Below are 16,032 nucleotides of genomic sequence, written 5' to 3' on the forward strand. Positions count from 1 at the left end.
TCAGCTCGCACCCCCGGTGCTGGGTCTGGGGTGGTCGCCGCCTCGGATCTGGTCGACGGCGTGCGCCAGCAGCGGTTCCAGGACGGCCAGGCCGTCCCGCACCCCGCCGGTGGACCCCGGAAGGTTGACGATCAGTGTCCGGCCCGCCACCCCGGCCAGGCCCCGGGAGAGCGCGGCGGTGGGCACCTTCTCCCGTCCGAACGCGCGGACGGCCTCGGCGATGCCCGGCACCTCGTGGTCGATCACCGCGCGGGTCGCCTCGGGCGTGCGGTCGGTGGGCGAGATGCCGGTGCCTCCGGTGGTGACGACGACGTCGTACCCGACCTCGACGGCCGCGCGCAGGGCGGCCGCCACGGGGTCGCCGTCGGGCACGACCTGCGGCCCGTCCACGGCGAATCCGAAGCCCTCCAGGCCCGCCGCGACCAGCGGTCCGCCCTTGTCCTCGTAGACACCGGCGGCGGCGCGGTTGGAGGCGGTCACCACCAGCGCACGGTACGGCGCGCGCGGCGCACCACCGGCGGACGGCCCCGCGTTCACGCCCGGCTCCAGTCGCCCGACTTGCCGCCCGTCTTCTCCTCCACGCGTACGTCCGTGATGACCGCTCCCTTGTCGACCGCCTTGACCATGTCGATCACGGTGAGCGCGGCGACGGAGACCGCCGTGAGGGCCTCCATCTCGACGCCCGTGCGATCCGTCGTCTTGACGGTGGCCTGGATCTCCACGGCGTCGTCCGCGACCGACAGATCCAGTTTCACACCGGAGACCGACAAGGGGTGGCACAGCGGGATCAGGTCCGGGGTGCGTTTGGCGCCCATGATGCCCGCGATCCGCGCGGTGGCGAGGGCGTCACCCTTGGGGACGCCCTCGCCGCGCAGCAACTCGATCACGCGGGGCGAGACGAGGACGCGTCCGCTGGCGCGTGCGGTGCGCGCGGTCACGTCCTTGCCGGACACGTCGACCATCCGGGCGGCGCCCGCGTCGTCGATGTGCGTCAGGTGGTCTGGCACAGGGCGTCCGGGGGTCTCCCCCCGGGAAGGCTCAGTCATGCTGTGTGGCGCTCCCGGTCCGGGCCCGTCGCGGTGCGGCGCTCGGGCCTGCTGTGCGCGACACGCTACCGCCAAGCCGGCGCTCGCCACCGGGCAGGACCGCCCGGCGGACGGGTACGCGCGCGGATCAGCCGAGCAGGACGACCTCGACCTCGCTGCCGGGCTCGACGGACTCCGCGTCCTCGGGTACGACGATCAGCGCGTCGGCGTGCGCCAGGGCGGCGACCAGATGCGAACCGGCGCCGCCCACGGCGGTCACCTCGCCGTCGGCATACGCCCCGCGCAGGAACTGCCTGCGCCCCTTGGGCGAGCCGAGCGCCTTGTTCGCCTTGAGGATCGCCGTGGTGCGGGGCCGGTGCACGTCCGGGAGGCCCATCAGGGTGCGGATGGCGGGGCGGACGAACAGCTCGAAGGAGACGTACGACGACACGGGGTTGCCGGGCAGGGCCAGCAGGGGCGTGTGGTCGGGGCCGATGGAGCCGAAGCCCTGGGGCTTGCCGGGCTGCATGGCGAGCTTGCGGAAGTCGACGCCGCCGCCCGCCTCGTCCTCGTCGCCGACGTGCGACAGCGCCTCCTTGACGACGTCGTACGCCCCCACGCTCACGCCGCCGGTGGTGACCACCAGGTCGGCGCGGACGAGCTGGTCCTCGATGGTGGCGCGCAGGGCGTCGGCGTCGTCGACGACCGCGCCCACCCGGTAGGCGATGGCACCCGCGTCCCGGGCGGCGGCGGTGAGGGCGAAGCTGTTGGAGTCGTAGATCTGGCCGCTGCCCAGCTCCTCGCCGGGCTGGACGAGCTCGCTGCCGGTGGACAGGACGACCACACGCGGGCGCGGGCGCACCCGTACCGAGCCGCGGCCGATCGCGGCGAGCAGCGCGATCTGCGGCGGGCCGAGAACGGTGCCCGCCTCCAGCGCGCGGTCGCCGGCCCGCACGTCGCTGCCCATCGCGCGCACGTGCGCGCGTGCCTCGGCCGGCCTGTGCACGCGCACGTGCCCCTCGGCGCCCTCGGGCGCGAGGCTGCGCGCTCGCATCCCCCCGACCGGTCCCTCACCGAGTCCGCCGTCGGTCCACTCCACGGGGACGACGGCCTCGGCGCCGGGCGGCAGCGGGGCACCGGTCATGATCCGGGCGGCCTGGCCGGGGCCGACCGGGGTGAGCTCCACCGCGCCCGCCGCGACGTCCCCGACGACCTCCAGGACGGCCGGGAACTCCTCGCTGGCGCCCGCCACGTCCGCGACCCGTACCGCGTACCCGTCCATGGAGCTGTTGTCGAACGGCGGCAGCGACACCGGCACCATGACGTCGTCGACCAGGACGCAGCCCTGGGCGTCGAGGAGTTGCAGCTCGATGGCTTCCAGGGGGCGGACGGTGGTGAGGATGTCCTCCAGGTGCTCGTCCACCGACCACAGGTGGTCCGGGCCGGCGGGGCGGGTCGCGGCGCTGCTCAACTCTGCTGCATCTCCTCGGCTACGTAACTGCGAAGCCAGGTCCGGAAGTCCGGGCCCAGGTCTTCACGTTCGCACGCGAGCCTGACAATGGCACGCAGGTAGTCGCCGCGGTCGCCGGTGTCATAGCGGCGGCCCTTGAAGACGACGCCGTGCACGGGGCCGCCGACCTTCTCCTCGGCGGTGGCCGCTGACGAATACGTCTGGGCGAGGTGCTGGAGGGCGTCGGTGAGCTGGATCTCGCCGCCGCGGCCCGGCTCGGTGCGCCGCAGTATGTCGAAGACGTGCGGGTCGAGGACGTAGCGGCCGATGATGGCGTAGCTCGACGGGGCGTCCGCCGCGTCCGGCTTCTCCACCAGGCCGGTCACCCTGACGACGTCGCCGTCGACAGTGGTCTCCACCGCGGCGCAGCCGTAGAGATGGATCTGCTCAGGGTCGACCTCCATGAGCGCGATCACGCTGCCGCCGTACTGCTCCTGGACCTCGATCATGCGCTGGAGCAGCGGGTCGCGCGGGTCGATCAGGTCGTCACCGAGCAGGACGGCGAAGGGCTCGTGGCCCACGTGGGGGGCCGCGCAGAGCACGGCGTGACCGAGGCCCTTGGGGTCGCCCTGGCGCACGTAGTGCATGGTGGCCAGGTCGCTGGACTCCTGGACCTTGGCGAGCCGGCTGGCGTCGCCCTTCTTCTGGAGCGCCGATTCCAGCTCGTAGTTGCGGTCGAAGTGGTCTTCCAGCGGACGCTTGTTGCGTCCGGTGATCATGAGGACGTCGTCGAGCCCCGCCGACACGGCCTCCTCGACCACGTACTGGATCGCCGGCTTGTCGACGACCGGCAGCATCTCCTTGGGAGTGGCCTTGGTGGCCGGCAGGAACCGGGTGCCAAGGCCTGCCGCGGGAATGACAGCCTTGCTGATCCTGGGGTGCGACTGAGTCATGTCCGCAACCTTATCCGGTGCCTTTGCGAAGAATCTGAGGCTCCGGTTAATTGGCACTCATATGAGCTGGTTGGAAAGGATGCGGGGACGACCTGTGCAGCACGGTGAACCTGGGGGCGAGACTGACAAGCGAACGTTGCGGCGAGAATTCCTGGGGGTGAGGAACAGGTTGACGACCGATGTCGTCAGGGAGTCCGCCGACGCGCTGGCCGAGCACGCTCTGGAACTGCCCGAGCTGGCGCGTGCACGCACGGTAGCAGCGTACGTCTCCGTCGGAAGCGAGCCCGGCACCCTCACGCTGCTCGACGCGCTGCTCACACGGGGCGTACGCGTCCTGCTCCCCGTGCTCCTGCCGGACCACGACCTGGACTGGGGCGCCTACGCCGGGGAGGGCTCCCTCACGCGCGTCCAACACGGCGGGAAGATGGCGCTGTTCGAGCCCTCAGGTGAACTCCTCGGCCCGGACGCCGTGCTCTGCGCCGACGTCGTGCTGCTGCCCGGGCTCGCGGTCGACGCGCACGGGATGCGGCTGGGGCGCGGCGGAGGGTCGTACGACCGTGTACTGGCACGTCTGGATCGCGCGGGCGCGCGCCCGGCGCTGGTGGTGCTGCTGTACGACACGGAGGTCGTCGAGCGCGTGCCGGCGGAGGCGCACGACCGGCCGGTGCAGGCGGTGGTGACACCGTCGGGTGCCCGCCGGTTCGCGGGCTCCTGCGGCCCTTGAGGCGCGGGGCGGCGGCGGGCACCGGTAGGTGAAACGGCCCTCCACGCGTGCGTGGAGGGCCGTTTCAGCGGCGTCAGGTCAGCGGGGTCAGGGCTTGAGGACGAGCGTGTCGCCGGTGCTCTTGTCGACCGCCTTGTCCGAGAACGACCACGGGAGCAGCTCGCCGTCGGCCCACTTGTTCGTCTGGTCGGTGTAGTGGGCGCTGAAGGCGTGGCCGGAGGCTCCGGTGAGGTTGATCCACTTGGATTTGTCGAGGTCGTCGAGGTTGACGACCATCCGCATGGAGGGAACCCAGACGACGCCGTAGCCGCCGGCGGCGTTCCAGCCGGTCGCGTTGACCGTGGCCTCGCCGCCGCTGAGCTTCCAGGGGCCGCGGTTGAGGACGTACTGGAGGATGCTCGGGCCGTCGGTGCCCAGGGTCTGGTTCTTCAGGAACAGGCGGTGCAGCCGGCCCCAGCTCCAGGTGTCGATGTCCTTGCCGAGCTTGGCGGTCAGCTCCCAGCGGGCGTCGATCATGGCACGCTTGAACAGCTGGTCCATGTTGTCGGCCTTGGGGCGGGTGCCGGACGCGGGCGTCTTCCACCAGTCGCTGTTCGGCTTGTCCATGAGGGTGCGGACCACCTCGAACCAGCGGTCGCCGCCGTCCGGCTGGGCCTGGTCGGCGTCGCGCTCGCCGCACTCGCGGACCTTGGCGTCGTCGTCGACGGGACCGGTGCTGTCGGCCTTGTCGACCCACAGGCACTGGCCCTTGACCCGCAGCTCCTTGGGCAGTTTGTTGCCGAAGGCGAGCTTGAGGATGTTGCGCCAGACCGAGTTGAAGTAGGCGGCGGCCGCGGAGTCGGCGTCCTGGGTGTAGTCCCAGCCCTCAAGGAGCTTCTGGGCCTGACGCACGTCCTTGTCGGGGAGGTCGATCTTCAGCAGCTTGGGCACCAGCAGCTTGGCGATCTCACTGCTGTTGTCCAGCTGCATCTGGCGCATGTCGTCGGTGGAGATCTTGCCGCCGTCCTTGATCTTCGACTCGATCAGGTCGGTGATGCGCTGGCTGCGGGTGCCGTAGCCCCAGTCCGTGGTGAGCGTGTAGGGGTACTTGTCCTTGTCGACCACGGCCTGGTTGGCGGTGACGATGTACCCGCGCTTCGGGTTGTACTCGTAGGGCAGCTCGTCCTGCTTGATGTAGCCGGTCCACTGGTACTTGGAGTCCCATCCCGGCGCCGGGATGGAGCCGTCGTCGGCCGACGAGCGCGTGGGGATCTTCCCCGGCAGGGTGTAGCCGATGTTGTTCTTGGTGTCGGCGTAGACCAGGTTCTGCGAGGGCACGTCGAACTGAGCGGCCGCGTCGCGGAAGCTGCTCCAGTCGGACGCCTTGTCGAGGGCGAAGACGGCGTCCATGGTGGTGCCCGGTTCGAGCGCTGTCCACTTCAGGGCGACGCCGTAACCGTCGCCGCGGTCGGGTGCGGCGGTGTCGACGGAGGCCTTCTTGCCGACCTTGACGAGTTCGTCGTCGCGGTCGGACAGCAGGGGCATGCCGTCGGCGGTCTGCCGTACGACGATCTTCTTCGACGTGCCGCCGGCGACCTCGATGGTCTCCTCACGGCTCGTGAAGGGCTTGGTCCTGCCGTCGTACAGGTAGCCGTCGCCGGAGAGCTTCTCGAGGTAGAGGTCGGTGACGTCGACACCGGAGTTGGTCATGCCCCAGGCGACGTCGGCGTTGTGGCCGATTATCACGCCGGGCATGCCGGCGAAGGTGTAACCGGTGACGTCGTACTGGCACTTGCTGGAGACCGTCGTGCAGTGCAGGCCCATCTGGTACCAGACGGAGGGCAGCGACGCCGACAGGTGCGGGTCGTTGGCGAGCAGCGGCTTGCCGGTGATGGTGTACTTGCCCTCGACGACCCAGGAGTTGGAGCCGATGCCCTGGCCGTTCACGCCGACGGCCGTGGGGACGTCGTCCAGGACGTTGTAGAGGCCCGCCAGCTGGCTTGTGAGCGCCGAACCGGTGGCCGATGAGGTGGAGGAGGCACTTGCGCCCGTCGAGGTCCCAGAGCCGCTCGTGGAGCCGCTCTGCTCGAAGGTCTTGGTGAGCTGGTCGTACTGGCCCTCCTGGACGATCGCCTTGTTGCGGCCGTACGGGTACTCCGGGTAGAGGTCCTTGATCTGCTGCGGACCGAGGCGGCTGGTCATCAGGGCACGGTCGATCTCGTCCTGCATGTTGCCGCGCAGGTCCCAGGCCATCGCCTTCAGCCAGGAGACCGAGTCGACGGGGGTCCACTGCGCTGGCTTGTAGTCGTTGGTGAGCCCGAGGGCGGCGTACTCCAGGGAGATGTCCTTGCCGTCCTTGCCGTCGAGGTAGGCGTTGACTCCCTTGGCGTACGCCTGGAGGTAATTCTTCGTGGAGTCCGACAGCTTGGTGTCGTACTCCTCCTTCGCGACCCGGTCCCAGCCCAGGGTGCGCAGGAACTCGTCGTTCTTCACCTGGCCCTTGCCGAACATCTCCGACAGGCGCCCGGACGTCATGTGACGGCGCACGTCCATCTCGTAGAACCGGTCCTGCGCCTGGACGTAGCCCTGCGCCATGAACAGGTCCGCGTCGGACGAGGCGTAGATCTGCGGGATCCCGTAGCCGTCCCGCTTCACGGTCACGGGTCCGGACAGGCCCTTGAGCGTCAGCGAACCCTTGGTCTGCGGAAAGGACGCGCGGACCGTGCTGATCGACCAGTACGCCCCGTAGGCGATGCCCCCGACGATGGCGAGAACGAGCACCAGAACGATCAGGCGGGCTCTGCGCCCCTTCTTCCTGCCGGACTTGCCAGGCTTGTCACCCGTTGTGGCGGTGGTGTTGGGGGGCATCGCTGTCCTTGCTGTCCTAACGCGAGCGGCAGGCGGTCCTGGAGTGCTGGAGCAACCATAGGCGCAGGGTCTGACGCGCCTTGACGCGGAGTCGGGAACCAGCGGGCACGTGCGTTCGATCTTGCCCGGCGAAGCGTCAAGAAAGCGTCAAGAGTTAGGTAAGGTAACGAAGTGCTTGGGTGTGCAGTGCCGCACCCTCGGGTCCTGTGTACGTGAGCCTCCGCGTCGCCCGCGCGCGAGCCGAGGAAGGGAATCGCCACTGACTGTCCAGCACCTCAACCAGCTCCTGCTCGTCTGCTCCCTGGTCCTGCTCGTCGCCGTCGCGGCGGTCCGGATCTCCTCCCGCAGCGGGCTCCCCAGCCTGCTCGTGTACCTGGGGATCGGCGTCCTCATGGGCCAGGACGGCATCGGCGACATCCACTTCGACAACGCCGAACTGACCCAGGTCATCGGATACGCGGCCCTGGTCGTGATCCTGGCCGAGGGTGGTCTAGGCACGAAGTGGAAGGAGGTCGAACCGGTCCTGGCGCCCGCTTCCGTGCTGGCCCTGGTCGGGGTCGGGGTGAGCGTCGGGGTCACCGCGGCGGGCGCGCACTACCTGGTCGGGCTGGAGTGGCGGCAGGCGCTCATCATCGGAGCGGTGGTGTCCTCGACGGACGCGGCGGCGGTCTTCTCGGTGCTCCGGCGCCTTCCCCTCCCCGCGCGCGTGACGGGCACGCTGGAGGCGGAGTCCGGCTTCAACGACGCCCCGGTGGTCATCCTGGTCGTCGCCTTCTCCACCGCGGGCCCGGTCGAGCACTGGTACGTCCTGGTGGGCGAGATAGCCCTGGAACTGGCCATCGGCGCCGCCATAGGGCTCGCGGTGGGCTGGCTCGGTTCCTGGGGCCTCAGGCATGTCGCCCTGCCCGCCTCCGGCCTCTACCCGATCGCCGTGATGGCCATCGCGGTCACCGCGTACGCCGGCGGCGCGCTGGCGCACGGCAGCGGCTTCCTCGCCGTCTACCTCGCCTCCATGGTGCTCGGCAACGCCAGGCTGCCGCACTGGCCCGCCACGCGCGGCTTCGCCGAAGGACTCGGCTGGATCGCCCAGATCGGCATGTTCGTCCTGCTCGGCCTGCTGGTCACCCCGCACGAACTCGGCGACGACATCTGGCCGGCCCTGATCATCGGGCTTGCGCTCACCATGGTGGCGCGGCCCCTGAGCGTGTTCGTCAGCCTCGCGCCGTTCCGCGTGCCCTGGCGGGAGCAGACCCTGATGTCCTGGGCCGGGCTGCGCGGCGCCGTGCCCATCATCCTGGCGACGATCCCCATGGTGAACGGCGTCGACACCAGCCACCGGATCTTCAACATCGTCTTCGTCCTGGTCGTCGTCTACACCCTCGTCCAGGGGCCGACGCTGCCCTGGCTGGCCCGCAAACTGCGGCTCGGCGACGGCCCGGAGGCGGCCGACCTCGGCATCGAGTCCGCACCCCTGGAGCGGCTGCGCGGGCATCTGCTGTCCGTCTCCATCCCCGAGGGCTCGCGGATGCACGGCGTCGAGGTCAATGAGCTGCGGCTGCCCGCCGGGGCCGCCGTCACCCTGGTCGTCCGCGAAGGAAAATCGTTTGTTCCGCTGCCCGCGACGGTGCTGCGGCGCGGGGACGAGCTTCTCGTGGTCGCCACCGACCCGGTGCGCGACGCGGCGGAACGGCGGCTGCGCGCGGTCGGGCACGGGGGCAAGCTGGCGGGCTGGCTGGGCACGAACGGTACCGCGGGCGCGGGCGCGGGCCCCGGTGCGCCCTCCGGGCGGTGAGCGCGGGTGCGAACGGCTGCGGACGCGGGGCCCGCGAGGCGCGTGTCAAGGGTGCGTTTCGGGCGGTTCACACCCCCACCAATCCCAGGTGAACGACCCCCGTGGTGCCCGTTTTCACAGGTGTACGGGGGTGTGGAGCCCTGTACTATGAAAGCACCCTGATCGAACCAACTCTGCCTGACGCAGAGCTGGCGCGACCGTATGGCGGCCGGAACGCTCTTCGCAGTGGACACCGGTATCTACCGCAGTTCCGCGCAAGAGGACAGCTCTCGGCGCCGCCCCCCACCTGAAGGGGCCGCGCTACCAGGCAGCAGAAAGGCACGGCCGTGGCATCCACGGTCACCACCGAGCCGTCGCAGAAGCCGGCGGCGCCGTCCCGCCCGGGATACGGCCGGCTGCTGCGCACCCGCGGCGCCTGGACGTTTCTGCTCCCCGGTTTCGCGGCGCGCCAGCCGTTCGCGATGCTCACCATCTCGATCGTGCTGCTCGTGCAGCACACCACCGGCTCGTACGGCGCCGCGGGCGCGGCCGCGGCGGTCACCGGCGTCTCCATGGCTCTGTTCGCTCCCTACAGCGGCCGCCTCGCCGACCGCTACGGGCAGCGCGCGGTGCTGATCCCCGGAGTGCTGGTCCACACCCTGTCGGGCCTCGCCTTCACGGCGCTCGCGCTGGCGCACGCGCCCCTGTGGGCACTGTTCGCGGCGTCCGTGCCGACCGGCGCCTCGGTGCCGCAGATCGGCCCCATGGTGCGCGCCCGCTGGGGTGTGAAGCTCCAGGACTCGCCCCTCATGTCCACCGCCGCCGCCTTCGAGTCCGTCACTGACGAGCTCACCTTCGTCTTCGGCCCGCTGCTCGCGACCGCCCTGTGCACCACCGTGACCCCGGCCGCCGGCCTGGTCACGGAGGCCGCGCTGACCCTGGTCGGCGGTCTCCTCTTCGCCGCGCGGAACAGCACCCAGCCGCGCGTGACCGGCACCGGGCACGCGCGCGTGCGGCACGTCTCCGCGCTCCACGTCCCCGGCGTGCGCGTGCTGGCCGTCGCCTTCCTCGGCATCGGGTCCGTCTTCGGCGGCATGCAGGTCTCGCTCGCCGCGTTCACCGAGTCGATCGGCGAGCCCGGCCTGAACGGCGTCCTGTACGGCACCTTCGCCGCGGGCAACATGCTCTCGGGCATCGTCTGCGGCGCGATCGCCTGGAAGACCGCCCCGCACCGGCGCCTGGTCGTCGGCTACGCGGCGCTCGCGCTGACCGCGTCCGCGCTGTGGACGTCGCACTCGGTGCTCGTCCTGGCCGGCCTCGGTCTGCTGGTCGGCATGTGCATCGCACCCGCGCTGATCACCGGCTACACGCTGGTCGAGGGCCTGGTCCCGGCCGGCGCCCGCACCGAGGCGTTCACCTGGCTGACCGGCGCGGTCGCGCTCGGCCAGGCGGCCGCGGTCACGGTCGCCGGACAGCTGGAGGACCGCCTGTGGGGCGGCGCCGGGTTCCTGGTGCCGATGGCGGGCACGGTGCTCGCCCTGGTGACCCTGCTGGCGCTGCGCTCGCGGCTCGTCACCCGGCCCCGGAACCGTACGGTCGCACGTGGCGTCGGTCACCGCGCGCCGGTGGCGGTGGACTGATCCTCGGGAATACGTCACTATGGATCGTCGTTAGCACTCATCGAGTGAGAGTGCCAGGAGGAAGACAGTGCCGACCTACCAGTACCAGTGCACCGAGTGCGGCGAGGGCCTCGAGGCGGTGCAGAAGTTCACCGACAATGCCCTGACCGAGTGCCCCAACTGCGGTGGCCGCCTGAAGAAGGTGTTCTCCGCCGTCGGCATTGTCTTCAAGGGCTCGGGCTTCTATCGCAATGACAGCCGCGGCTCCTCGTCGAGCAGCAGCCCCGCGTCGAAGCCGTCGAGCTCCGGTTCGTCGAGCACGTCGTCCGACTCGAAGTCGTCCGACTCGAAGTCCTCGACCTCGACGTCCTCGTCGGGCTCCGCCAGCAGCTCCGCCGCCTGAGACTCCTCCTCCTGGACCCCGCAGTCGTGCGACGGCGGGGTCCGAGGTGTTCCCAGGCACCGGCTGCTGCGCGCTCCGGCGGCCAGCTAGTGTGCTGAGCATGGTGAACGCAGAGATCGGCGTAATCGGCGGCTCCGGCTTCTATTCCTTCCTCGACGACGTGACCGAGGTCCAGGTCGACACGCCCTACGGGCCGCCCAGCGACTCCCTCTTCCTCGGCGAGATCGCCGGCCGCCGGGTCGCCTTCCTGCCCCGCCACGGACGCGGCCACCATCTGCCGCCGCACCGCATCAACTACCGGGCCAACCTGTGGGCGCTGCGCTCCGTCGGCGTGCGCCAGGTGCTCGGCCCGTGCGCGGTGGGCGGTCTGCGACCCGAGTACGGACCGGGCACGCTGCTCGTACCGGACCAGCTGGTGGACCGTACGAAGTCCCGGGTGCAGTCGTACTTCGACGGGCTGCCGCTGCCCGACGGCGCCGTGCCCAACGTGGTGCACGTGTCCCTGGCCGACCCCTACTGCCCCACCGGGCGGGCCGCGGCGCTCAAGGCGGCCCGCGGCTGGGACTGGGAGCCGGTGGACGGGGGCACCCTGGTCGTGATCGAGGGACCGCGCTTCTCGACCCGCGCCGAATCGCTGTGGCACCAGGCGCAGGGCTGGTCGGTGGTGGGAATGACCGGTCATCCCGAGGCGGCGCTCGCCCGTGAACTGGAGCTCTGCTACGCGTCGCTGACGCTGGTCACCGACCTGGACGCGGGCGCCGAGACCGGCGAGGGCGTCTCGCACGACGAGGTGCTGCGGGTGTTCGCGGCGAACGTGGACCGGCTGCGGGGCGTGCTGTTCGACGCGGTGGCGGCCCTGCCGGAGAACACGGCACGGGACTGCCTGTGCACGAACGCGCTCGGCGGGATGGATCCGGGGTTCCCGCTGCCGTAGCACGGCCGGCGGGCGGTTGCCGAGCGTCCGTGCCCCTGTGGAAAACGGGCGGAACTCCTCGTTCGGGTGGCGGAGTTGTCCACAACCCGTGGGTAGCGCACCGGCTCCGACGCGTTTCGGCGCGAGGCCTCATCGTGGCCTCGCAAGCCGATTCCTCGTCGCAGGTGGTGATCCACATGTCCGTTCCCCCGCCCTCGTCCCCCGTCTTCCCCCCTCCCCTCCGCGTCCCGCGCCCGCTGGGCACGGACGCCCCCGCGACCTGCGAGATCCCGCAGTTCGAGCCGGTGCGCGTAGGCGGCGGTGGGTATCGGCTGGGGCGGCTGCTGCGGCACCGCAGGCGGGCCCTCGCGGCCGGCCTGGCGGTCACGGCGGCGGCGCTCGTCGCGGCCGGACCCCGTGCCGCCATGGATCCCCAGCGCGCCGAGCGGCCCCGGAAGCACCAGGTCACTCAACCGGTACGGCGGCACGCCCCGCCCGTGGACATGGTGACGGCGCCGGTGCGGATCGCCGACGGCGCCACGGTCCGGTTGCTGCGCCCGGGCGACCGGGTGGACGTCATCGCCGCCGGGGATCCCGCGACGGGCGGGGACGCCCGGGTGATCGCCCGCGGAGTGCGCGTCACGGAGCTGCCGGAGCCGATCGACGGGACCTCGGAGAGCGGGGCACTCGTCGTGCTCTCGGTTCCGCGTGCCGCCGCGGCCCGGCTGGTCGGCGCGAGCGCCACGGCGCGACTGGCGGTGACGTTGTGCTGAACAGCCTGGGAAGATTTCTTGGTCGAATCCTGTCAAGTCCCTCGTTCGAGTTACCCGACTGGGCTCAATGGACGCACGGTGACGTAGGTTGCGGAGCGTTTTGTTCCACACCCTGTGCATGCGAGGAGAGTCCCCGAGGTGAGCGAGAAGAAGGATCCGGGCATCTGGCACGGCTTCAAGGCCTTCCTGATGCGTGGCAACGTCGTCGATCTGGCAGTCGCGGTGGTCATCGGCGCCGCCTTCACGAACATAGTCAACTCGGTGGTGAAGGGGCTCATCAATCCGCTGGTCGGCGCGATCGGGACCAAGAACCTCGACAGTTACAGCTCGTGCCTGAAGGACCCGTGCGCGCTGAACGCGGACGGCACGGTGAAGAGCGGCATTCCGATCATGTGGGGCTCCGTCCTGGGGGCCACGCTGAGCTTCGTGATCACCGCGGCGGTCGTGTACTTCCTGATGGTCCTGCCGATGGCGAAGTACCTGGCCCGGGTGGAGGCCCGCAGGAGGGCGAAGGAGGGCACGCGCGAGGTCGTCGAGGTGACCGAGCTGGAGGTGCTGAAGGAGATCCGCGACGCCCTGGTCGCACAGCGCGGGTCGGGGCACGACGAGCGCTAGCGGCGCTGCCGGGTGCGGTCCGGGCGGTGGCGCGGGCCGCGCGGCGGCGGCGGGTCCGGGCGGTGGCGCGGGCCGCGCGGCGGCGGGTCCGGGCGGTGGCGCGGACGGCTCAGAGGTGGTGGGGCGGCTTCTCGTCGAGGAAGCGCTTGAGGTCGGCCGCGGAGTCGCCCTCCGGGCGCTCGCCCCAGCCGCGGTCCGTGTCGTCCGACGACTGCCGGTCCAGCGGGTCGTCGAAGATCAGCGCAGCCTTCGGGTCGCGCGGCTCGGGCTCGGGGACTGCAGTGCTCATGCCTCAAGGGTACGGTCCGTACGGTCCCGGCCCGGCCGAGGCGACCGCCCGCCCCGGGCCTGCCGCCCGGTCTGACGGAGGCGAGGCCGCAGCCGCGGTGGCCGCGGGAGAGGGCGATGGCTTCGGCAACGAGGAGTACGCCGTCCATCCGGCGGTCCGGTCAGGACTGCATCTGCACCCCTTCTGTCCCTCGCACCCCTCTCCAGTCGTGAATCCGTTCACAAGCTTTCGGTGCTCATTTCTGCTGTGCTGGACGTATGACGTCCAGTTCCGCTCCGGCGCCCGCCTCCAAGGGCGCGCCCCAGCCCCTCCGGCCGCTGCGCCGGCTCACCGCGCGCGGGCGCGCCGAAGCCCACCGCGTCGCCTCGCCGCTCGAGCTCTTCTTCGACCTGTGTTTCGTGGTGGCCATCGCACAGGCGGGCGCGGAGCTGGTGCACTCCATCACGGAAGGGCACGCGGGCGAGGGCATCCTGAACTACGCGATGCTGTTCTTCGCCATCTGGTGGGCCTGGATGAACTTCACCTGGTTCTCCTCGGCGTACGACAACGACGACGCGCTCTACCGGGTCGTCACCCTGATCCAGATCGCCGGCGTCCTGGTTCTGGCGGCCGGTATCTCGCGGGCCTTCGCGGACCACGACTACATGGTGGTCCTGCTGGGCTATGTGATCATGCGGCTGGCGATGGTCGCGCAGTGGCTGAGAGCCGCGCGATCGGCCGAGGGCACCGAGAGAACCGCGGACCTCCGGTACGCGGGTGGCGTGCTGCTGTGCCAGGTCGGCTGGCTCGGTCTGGTGCTGCTGCCGGAGCACGCGCGTCCCTGGGTGTTCCTGGTGATGGCGGTCGTCGAGATGTGTGTGCCGCTGTACGCGGAGAGAGCCTGGGCCACCTCCTGGCATCCGCACCACATCGCCGAACGCTACGGGCTGTTCACGATCATCGTGCTCGGGGAGACGATCGCGGCGGCGACCGTCGCCGTGAAGTCGGCGGTGGCCGAGCATGACGCGCTGGGCGAGCTGCTGCCGATCGCGGCGGGCGGTCTGCTGATCGTCTTCTCCGCGTGGTGGATCTACTTCGTGGTGCCGATCCACGGCCATCTGCGCTCCAACAGGCAGTCGTTCCTGTGGGGGTACGGCCACTACCTGATCTTCGCGTCGGCGGCCTCGATCGGCGCGGGCCTGGAGGTGGCCGTCGAGCAGGCGGTCGGCAAGGCGCACCTCTCGACGCTGGCCGCCTCGGCGGCCGTGACCCTGCCGACGGCGCTGTACCTGCTGACCGTGTGGGCGCTGCACTCGCGGTACTTCAAGGTCGGCATCGCCCAGCAGTCGGTGCTGCCGATGACGGCGCTGCTGGTGATCTGCTGCACCTTCCTGGGCGACTGGGCGGTGCCTGCGGCGGGCCTGGTGTCGGCGCTGGCGGTGGCGACCGGGACGGCGCTGACGGCGCGCACGGCCGGCCGCGAGCGCCCGGCGGACGCCCCTGCGGCCGCCTCCTGACGCTCCGGGACGACATCGGGCTGAGCCAGACTGGCAGTCATGACAGTTGACGCATTGACGGACGTGGCGGGGCTGCGGGTGGGACATGCGACCCGCAGCGGCGACGGCTGGCTCACCGGCACCACGGTGGTCCTCGCTCCCGAGGGCGGCGCGGTCGCCGCGGTGGACGTGCGCGGTGGCGGTCCGGGTACCAAGGAGACGGACGCGCTCGACCCGCGCAACCTGGTGCAGCGGGTGGAGGCGATCGTGCTCACGGGCGGCAGCGCCTACGGGCTGGACGCGGCGTCCGGGGTGATGGCCTGGCTGGAGGAGCGGGGGCGCGGGGTGCGGGTGGGGGCTGATCCGGCGCATGTCGTGCCGGTGGTGCCCGCCGCCTGCGTCTTCGACCTGGGGCGGGGCGGGGACTTCCGGGCCCGGCCGGACGCGGCCACGGGGCGCGCGGCGGTCGAGGAGGCCGCGGCGAGCGCGCCCGGGGCCCCTGTGCGGGAGGGCTGCGTGGGGGCCGGTACGGGCGCCGCGGCCGGGGCGCTGAAGGGCGGGGTGGGCAGCGCGAGCGTGGTGCTGGACTCGGGGATCACGGTGGCCGCGCTGGTGGTGGCCAACGCCGCCGGCGCGGTGATGGATCCCGAAACGGGCGTGCTGTACGGGGAGTTGTTCCAGGGGCGTGTGGAGTACCCCGAGGAGCGGGTGCACGAGGCCGCGCGCCGGCGGCTCGCCGGGACCGCCGCCGAGAACGGGCTCCCGCCGCTCAACACCACCCTCGCGGTGGTCGCGACCGATGCCGAACTCTCCAAGGCACAGGCGCAGAAGCTGGCCGGGACGGCGCACGACGGCATCGCCCGCGCCGTGCGACCGGTACACCTGCTGCACGACGGGGACACGGTGTTCGCGCTGGCCACGGGCGCGCGCCCGCTCGACGCGAGCCCGACCGCGCTCAACGAACTCCTCGCGGCCGGCGCGGATCTGGTGACGCGCGCCATCGTGCGCGCCGTACGGGCCGCCGAGTCCGTGGCCGGGCCGGGCGGAGTGTGGCCGTCGTACGGGGAGTTGTACGGGGAGCGATGACAGCGGCGAGGGGCGCGCCCTGGTTGTCGCGCGCCCCCGCTGATTGTCCCGGTTCTGTCACGTGGTGGCATTCACGGCCGTTCGGGGGA

The 16,032-nt window shown here is 71.2% G+C and carries 15 protein-coding genes; 9 read left to right on the forward strand and 6 right to left on the reverse strand.

Annotated elements, in window-relative coordinates:
- From ACZ7OO_RS19075 to galU, 4 genes are all read right to left on the reverse strand, one after another.
- Positions 1 to 537: a MogA/MoaB family molybdenum cofactor biosynthesis protein gene (locus ACZ7OO_RS19075; RefSeq protein WP_471505916.1), complete on the reverse strand. Its 537-nt coding sequence runs from the start codon at positions 535 to 537 to the stop codon at positions 1 to 3.
- Positions 534 to 1,046 carry a cyclic pyranopterin monophosphate synthase MoaC gene (gene moaC, locus ACZ7OO_RS19080; RefSeq protein ID WP_471505917.1) on the reverse strand — a complete coding sequence of 171 codons (513 nt, stop codon included), beginning with the start codon at positions 1,044 to 1,046 and terminating at the stop codon, positions 534 to 536. The genes ACZ7OO_RS19075 and moaC overlap by 4 nt, the downstream gene beginning before the upstream one ends.
- Before the next feature lie 127 nt (positions 1,047 to 1,173).
- The gene (glp, locus tag ACZ7OO_RS19085) at positions 1,174 to 2,496 is read right to left on the reverse strand and encodes a molybdotransferase-like divisome protein Glp (protein ID WP_471505918.1); all 1,323 of its coding nucleotides are present in this window, start codon (positions 2,494 to 2,496) and stop codon (positions 1,174 to 1,176) included.
- Complete coding sequence (gene galU / locus ACZ7OO_RS19090) at positions 2,493 to 3,428, reverse strand: UTP--glucose-1-phosphate uridylyltransferase GalU (protein ID WP_471505919.1); 936 nt, start codon at positions 3,426 to 3,428, stop codon at positions 2,493 to 2,495. Before galU ends, glp begins: the two co-directional genes overlap by 4 nt.
- 79 nt (positions 3,429 to 3,507) lie before the next feature.
- Here galU and ACZ7OO_RS19095 point away from each other — a divergent pair, with 79 nt between their 5' ends.
- Positions 3,508 to 4,152 (forward strand): 5-formyltetrahydrofolate cyclo-ligase, encoded by a 645-nt coding sequence (locus ACZ7OO_RS19095; protein WP_471505920.1) that lies wholly within the window; start codon positions 3,508 to 3,510, stop codon positions 4,150 to 4,152.
- Between the two features lie 87 nt (positions 4,153 to 4,239).
- Here ACZ7OO_RS19095 and ACZ7OO_RS19100 read toward each other — a convergent pair whose 3' ends face one another.
- On the reverse strand, positions 4,240 to 6,999 hold the full coding sequence (locus tag ACZ7OO_RS19100) for a penicillin acylase family protein (RefSeq protein ID WP_471505921.1): 2,760 nt from the start codon (positions 6,997 to 6,999) through the stop codon (positions 4,240 to 4,242).
- 181 nt (positions 7,000 to 7,180) lie between these two features.
- Between ACZ7OO_RS19100 and ACZ7OO_RS19105 the strand changes: the two genes are divergently transcribed.
- The 6 genes from ACZ7OO_RS19105 to mscL all read left to right on the forward strand — a co-directional run bounded on the left by ACZ7OO_RS19105 (position 7,181) and on the right by mscL (position 13,093).
- A complete protein-coding gene (locus ACZ7OO_RS19105) occupies positions 7,181 to 8,791 on the forward strand; it encodes a potassium/proton antiporter (protein ID WP_471505970.1) in 1,611 nt (536 codons plus the stop codon).
- A gap of 326 nt (positions 8,792 to 9,117) precedes the next feature.
- Positions 9,118 to 10,410, forward strand: coding sequence for an MFS transporter (locus tag ACZ7OO_RS19110; RefSeq protein WP_471505922.1), 1,293 nt, complete (start codon positions 9,118 to 9,120; stop codon positions 10,408 to 10,410).
- A 67-nt stretch (positions 10,411 to 10,477) separates the two neighbouring features.
- Positions 10,478 to 10,792 (forward strand): FmdB family zinc ribbon protein, encoded by a 315-nt coding sequence (locus tag ACZ7OO_RS19115; protein WP_471505923.1) that lies wholly within the window; start codon positions 10,478 to 10,480, stop codon positions 10,790 to 10,792.
- Between the two features lie 100 nt (positions 10,793 to 10,892).
- The gene (locus ACZ7OO_RS19120; protein ID WP_471505924.1) at positions 10,893 to 11,726 is read left to right on the forward strand and encodes an S-methyl-5'-thioadenosine phosphorylase; all 834 of its coding nucleotides are present in this window, start codon (positions 10,893 to 10,895) and stop codon (positions 11,724 to 11,726) included.
- A gap of 176 nt (positions 11,727 to 11,902) precedes the next feature.
- Positions 11,903 to 12,478 (forward strand): hypothetical protein, encoded by a 576-nt coding sequence (locus ACZ7OO_RS19125; RefSeq protein WP_471505925.1) that lies wholly within the window; start codon positions 11,903 to 11,905, stop codon positions 12,476 to 12,478.
- 138 nt (positions 12,479 to 12,616) lie between these two features.
- Complete coding sequence (mscL, locus tag ACZ7OO_RS19130) at positions 12,617 to 13,093, forward strand: large conductance mechanosensitive channel protein MscL (RefSeq protein ID WP_471505926.1); 477 nt, start codon at positions 12,617 to 12,619, stop codon at positions 13,091 to 13,093.
- A 109-nt stretch (positions 13,094 to 13,202) separates the two neighbouring features.
- Here the strand turns inward: mscL and ACZ7OO_RS19135 are convergent, their stop codons facing one another.
- Entirely contained in the window at positions 13,203 to 13,382 is a 180-nt protein-coding gene (locus tag ACZ7OO_RS19135; RefSeq protein WP_471505927.1) for a hypothetical protein, read from the reverse strand.
- Between the two features lie 257 nt (positions 13,383 to 13,639).
- Here ACZ7OO_RS19135 and ACZ7OO_RS19140 point away from each other — a divergent pair, with 257 nt between their 5' ends.
- Positions 13,640 to 14,878: a low temperature requirement protein A gene (locus tag ACZ7OO_RS19140; protein WP_471505928.1), complete on the forward strand. Its 1,239-nt coding sequence runs from the start codon at positions 13,640 to 13,642 to the stop codon at positions 14,876 to 14,878.
- Positions 14,879 to 14,917: 39 nt separating this feature from the next.
- A complete protein-coding gene (locus tag ACZ7OO_RS19145) occupies positions 14,918 to 15,943 on the forward strand; it encodes a P1 family peptidase (protein WP_471505929.1) in 1,026 nt (341 codons plus the stop codon).
- Positions 15,944 to 16,032 lie beyond the last annotated feature (89 nt).

Source organism: Streptomyces sp. NPDC111744 (assembly GCF_055634995.1).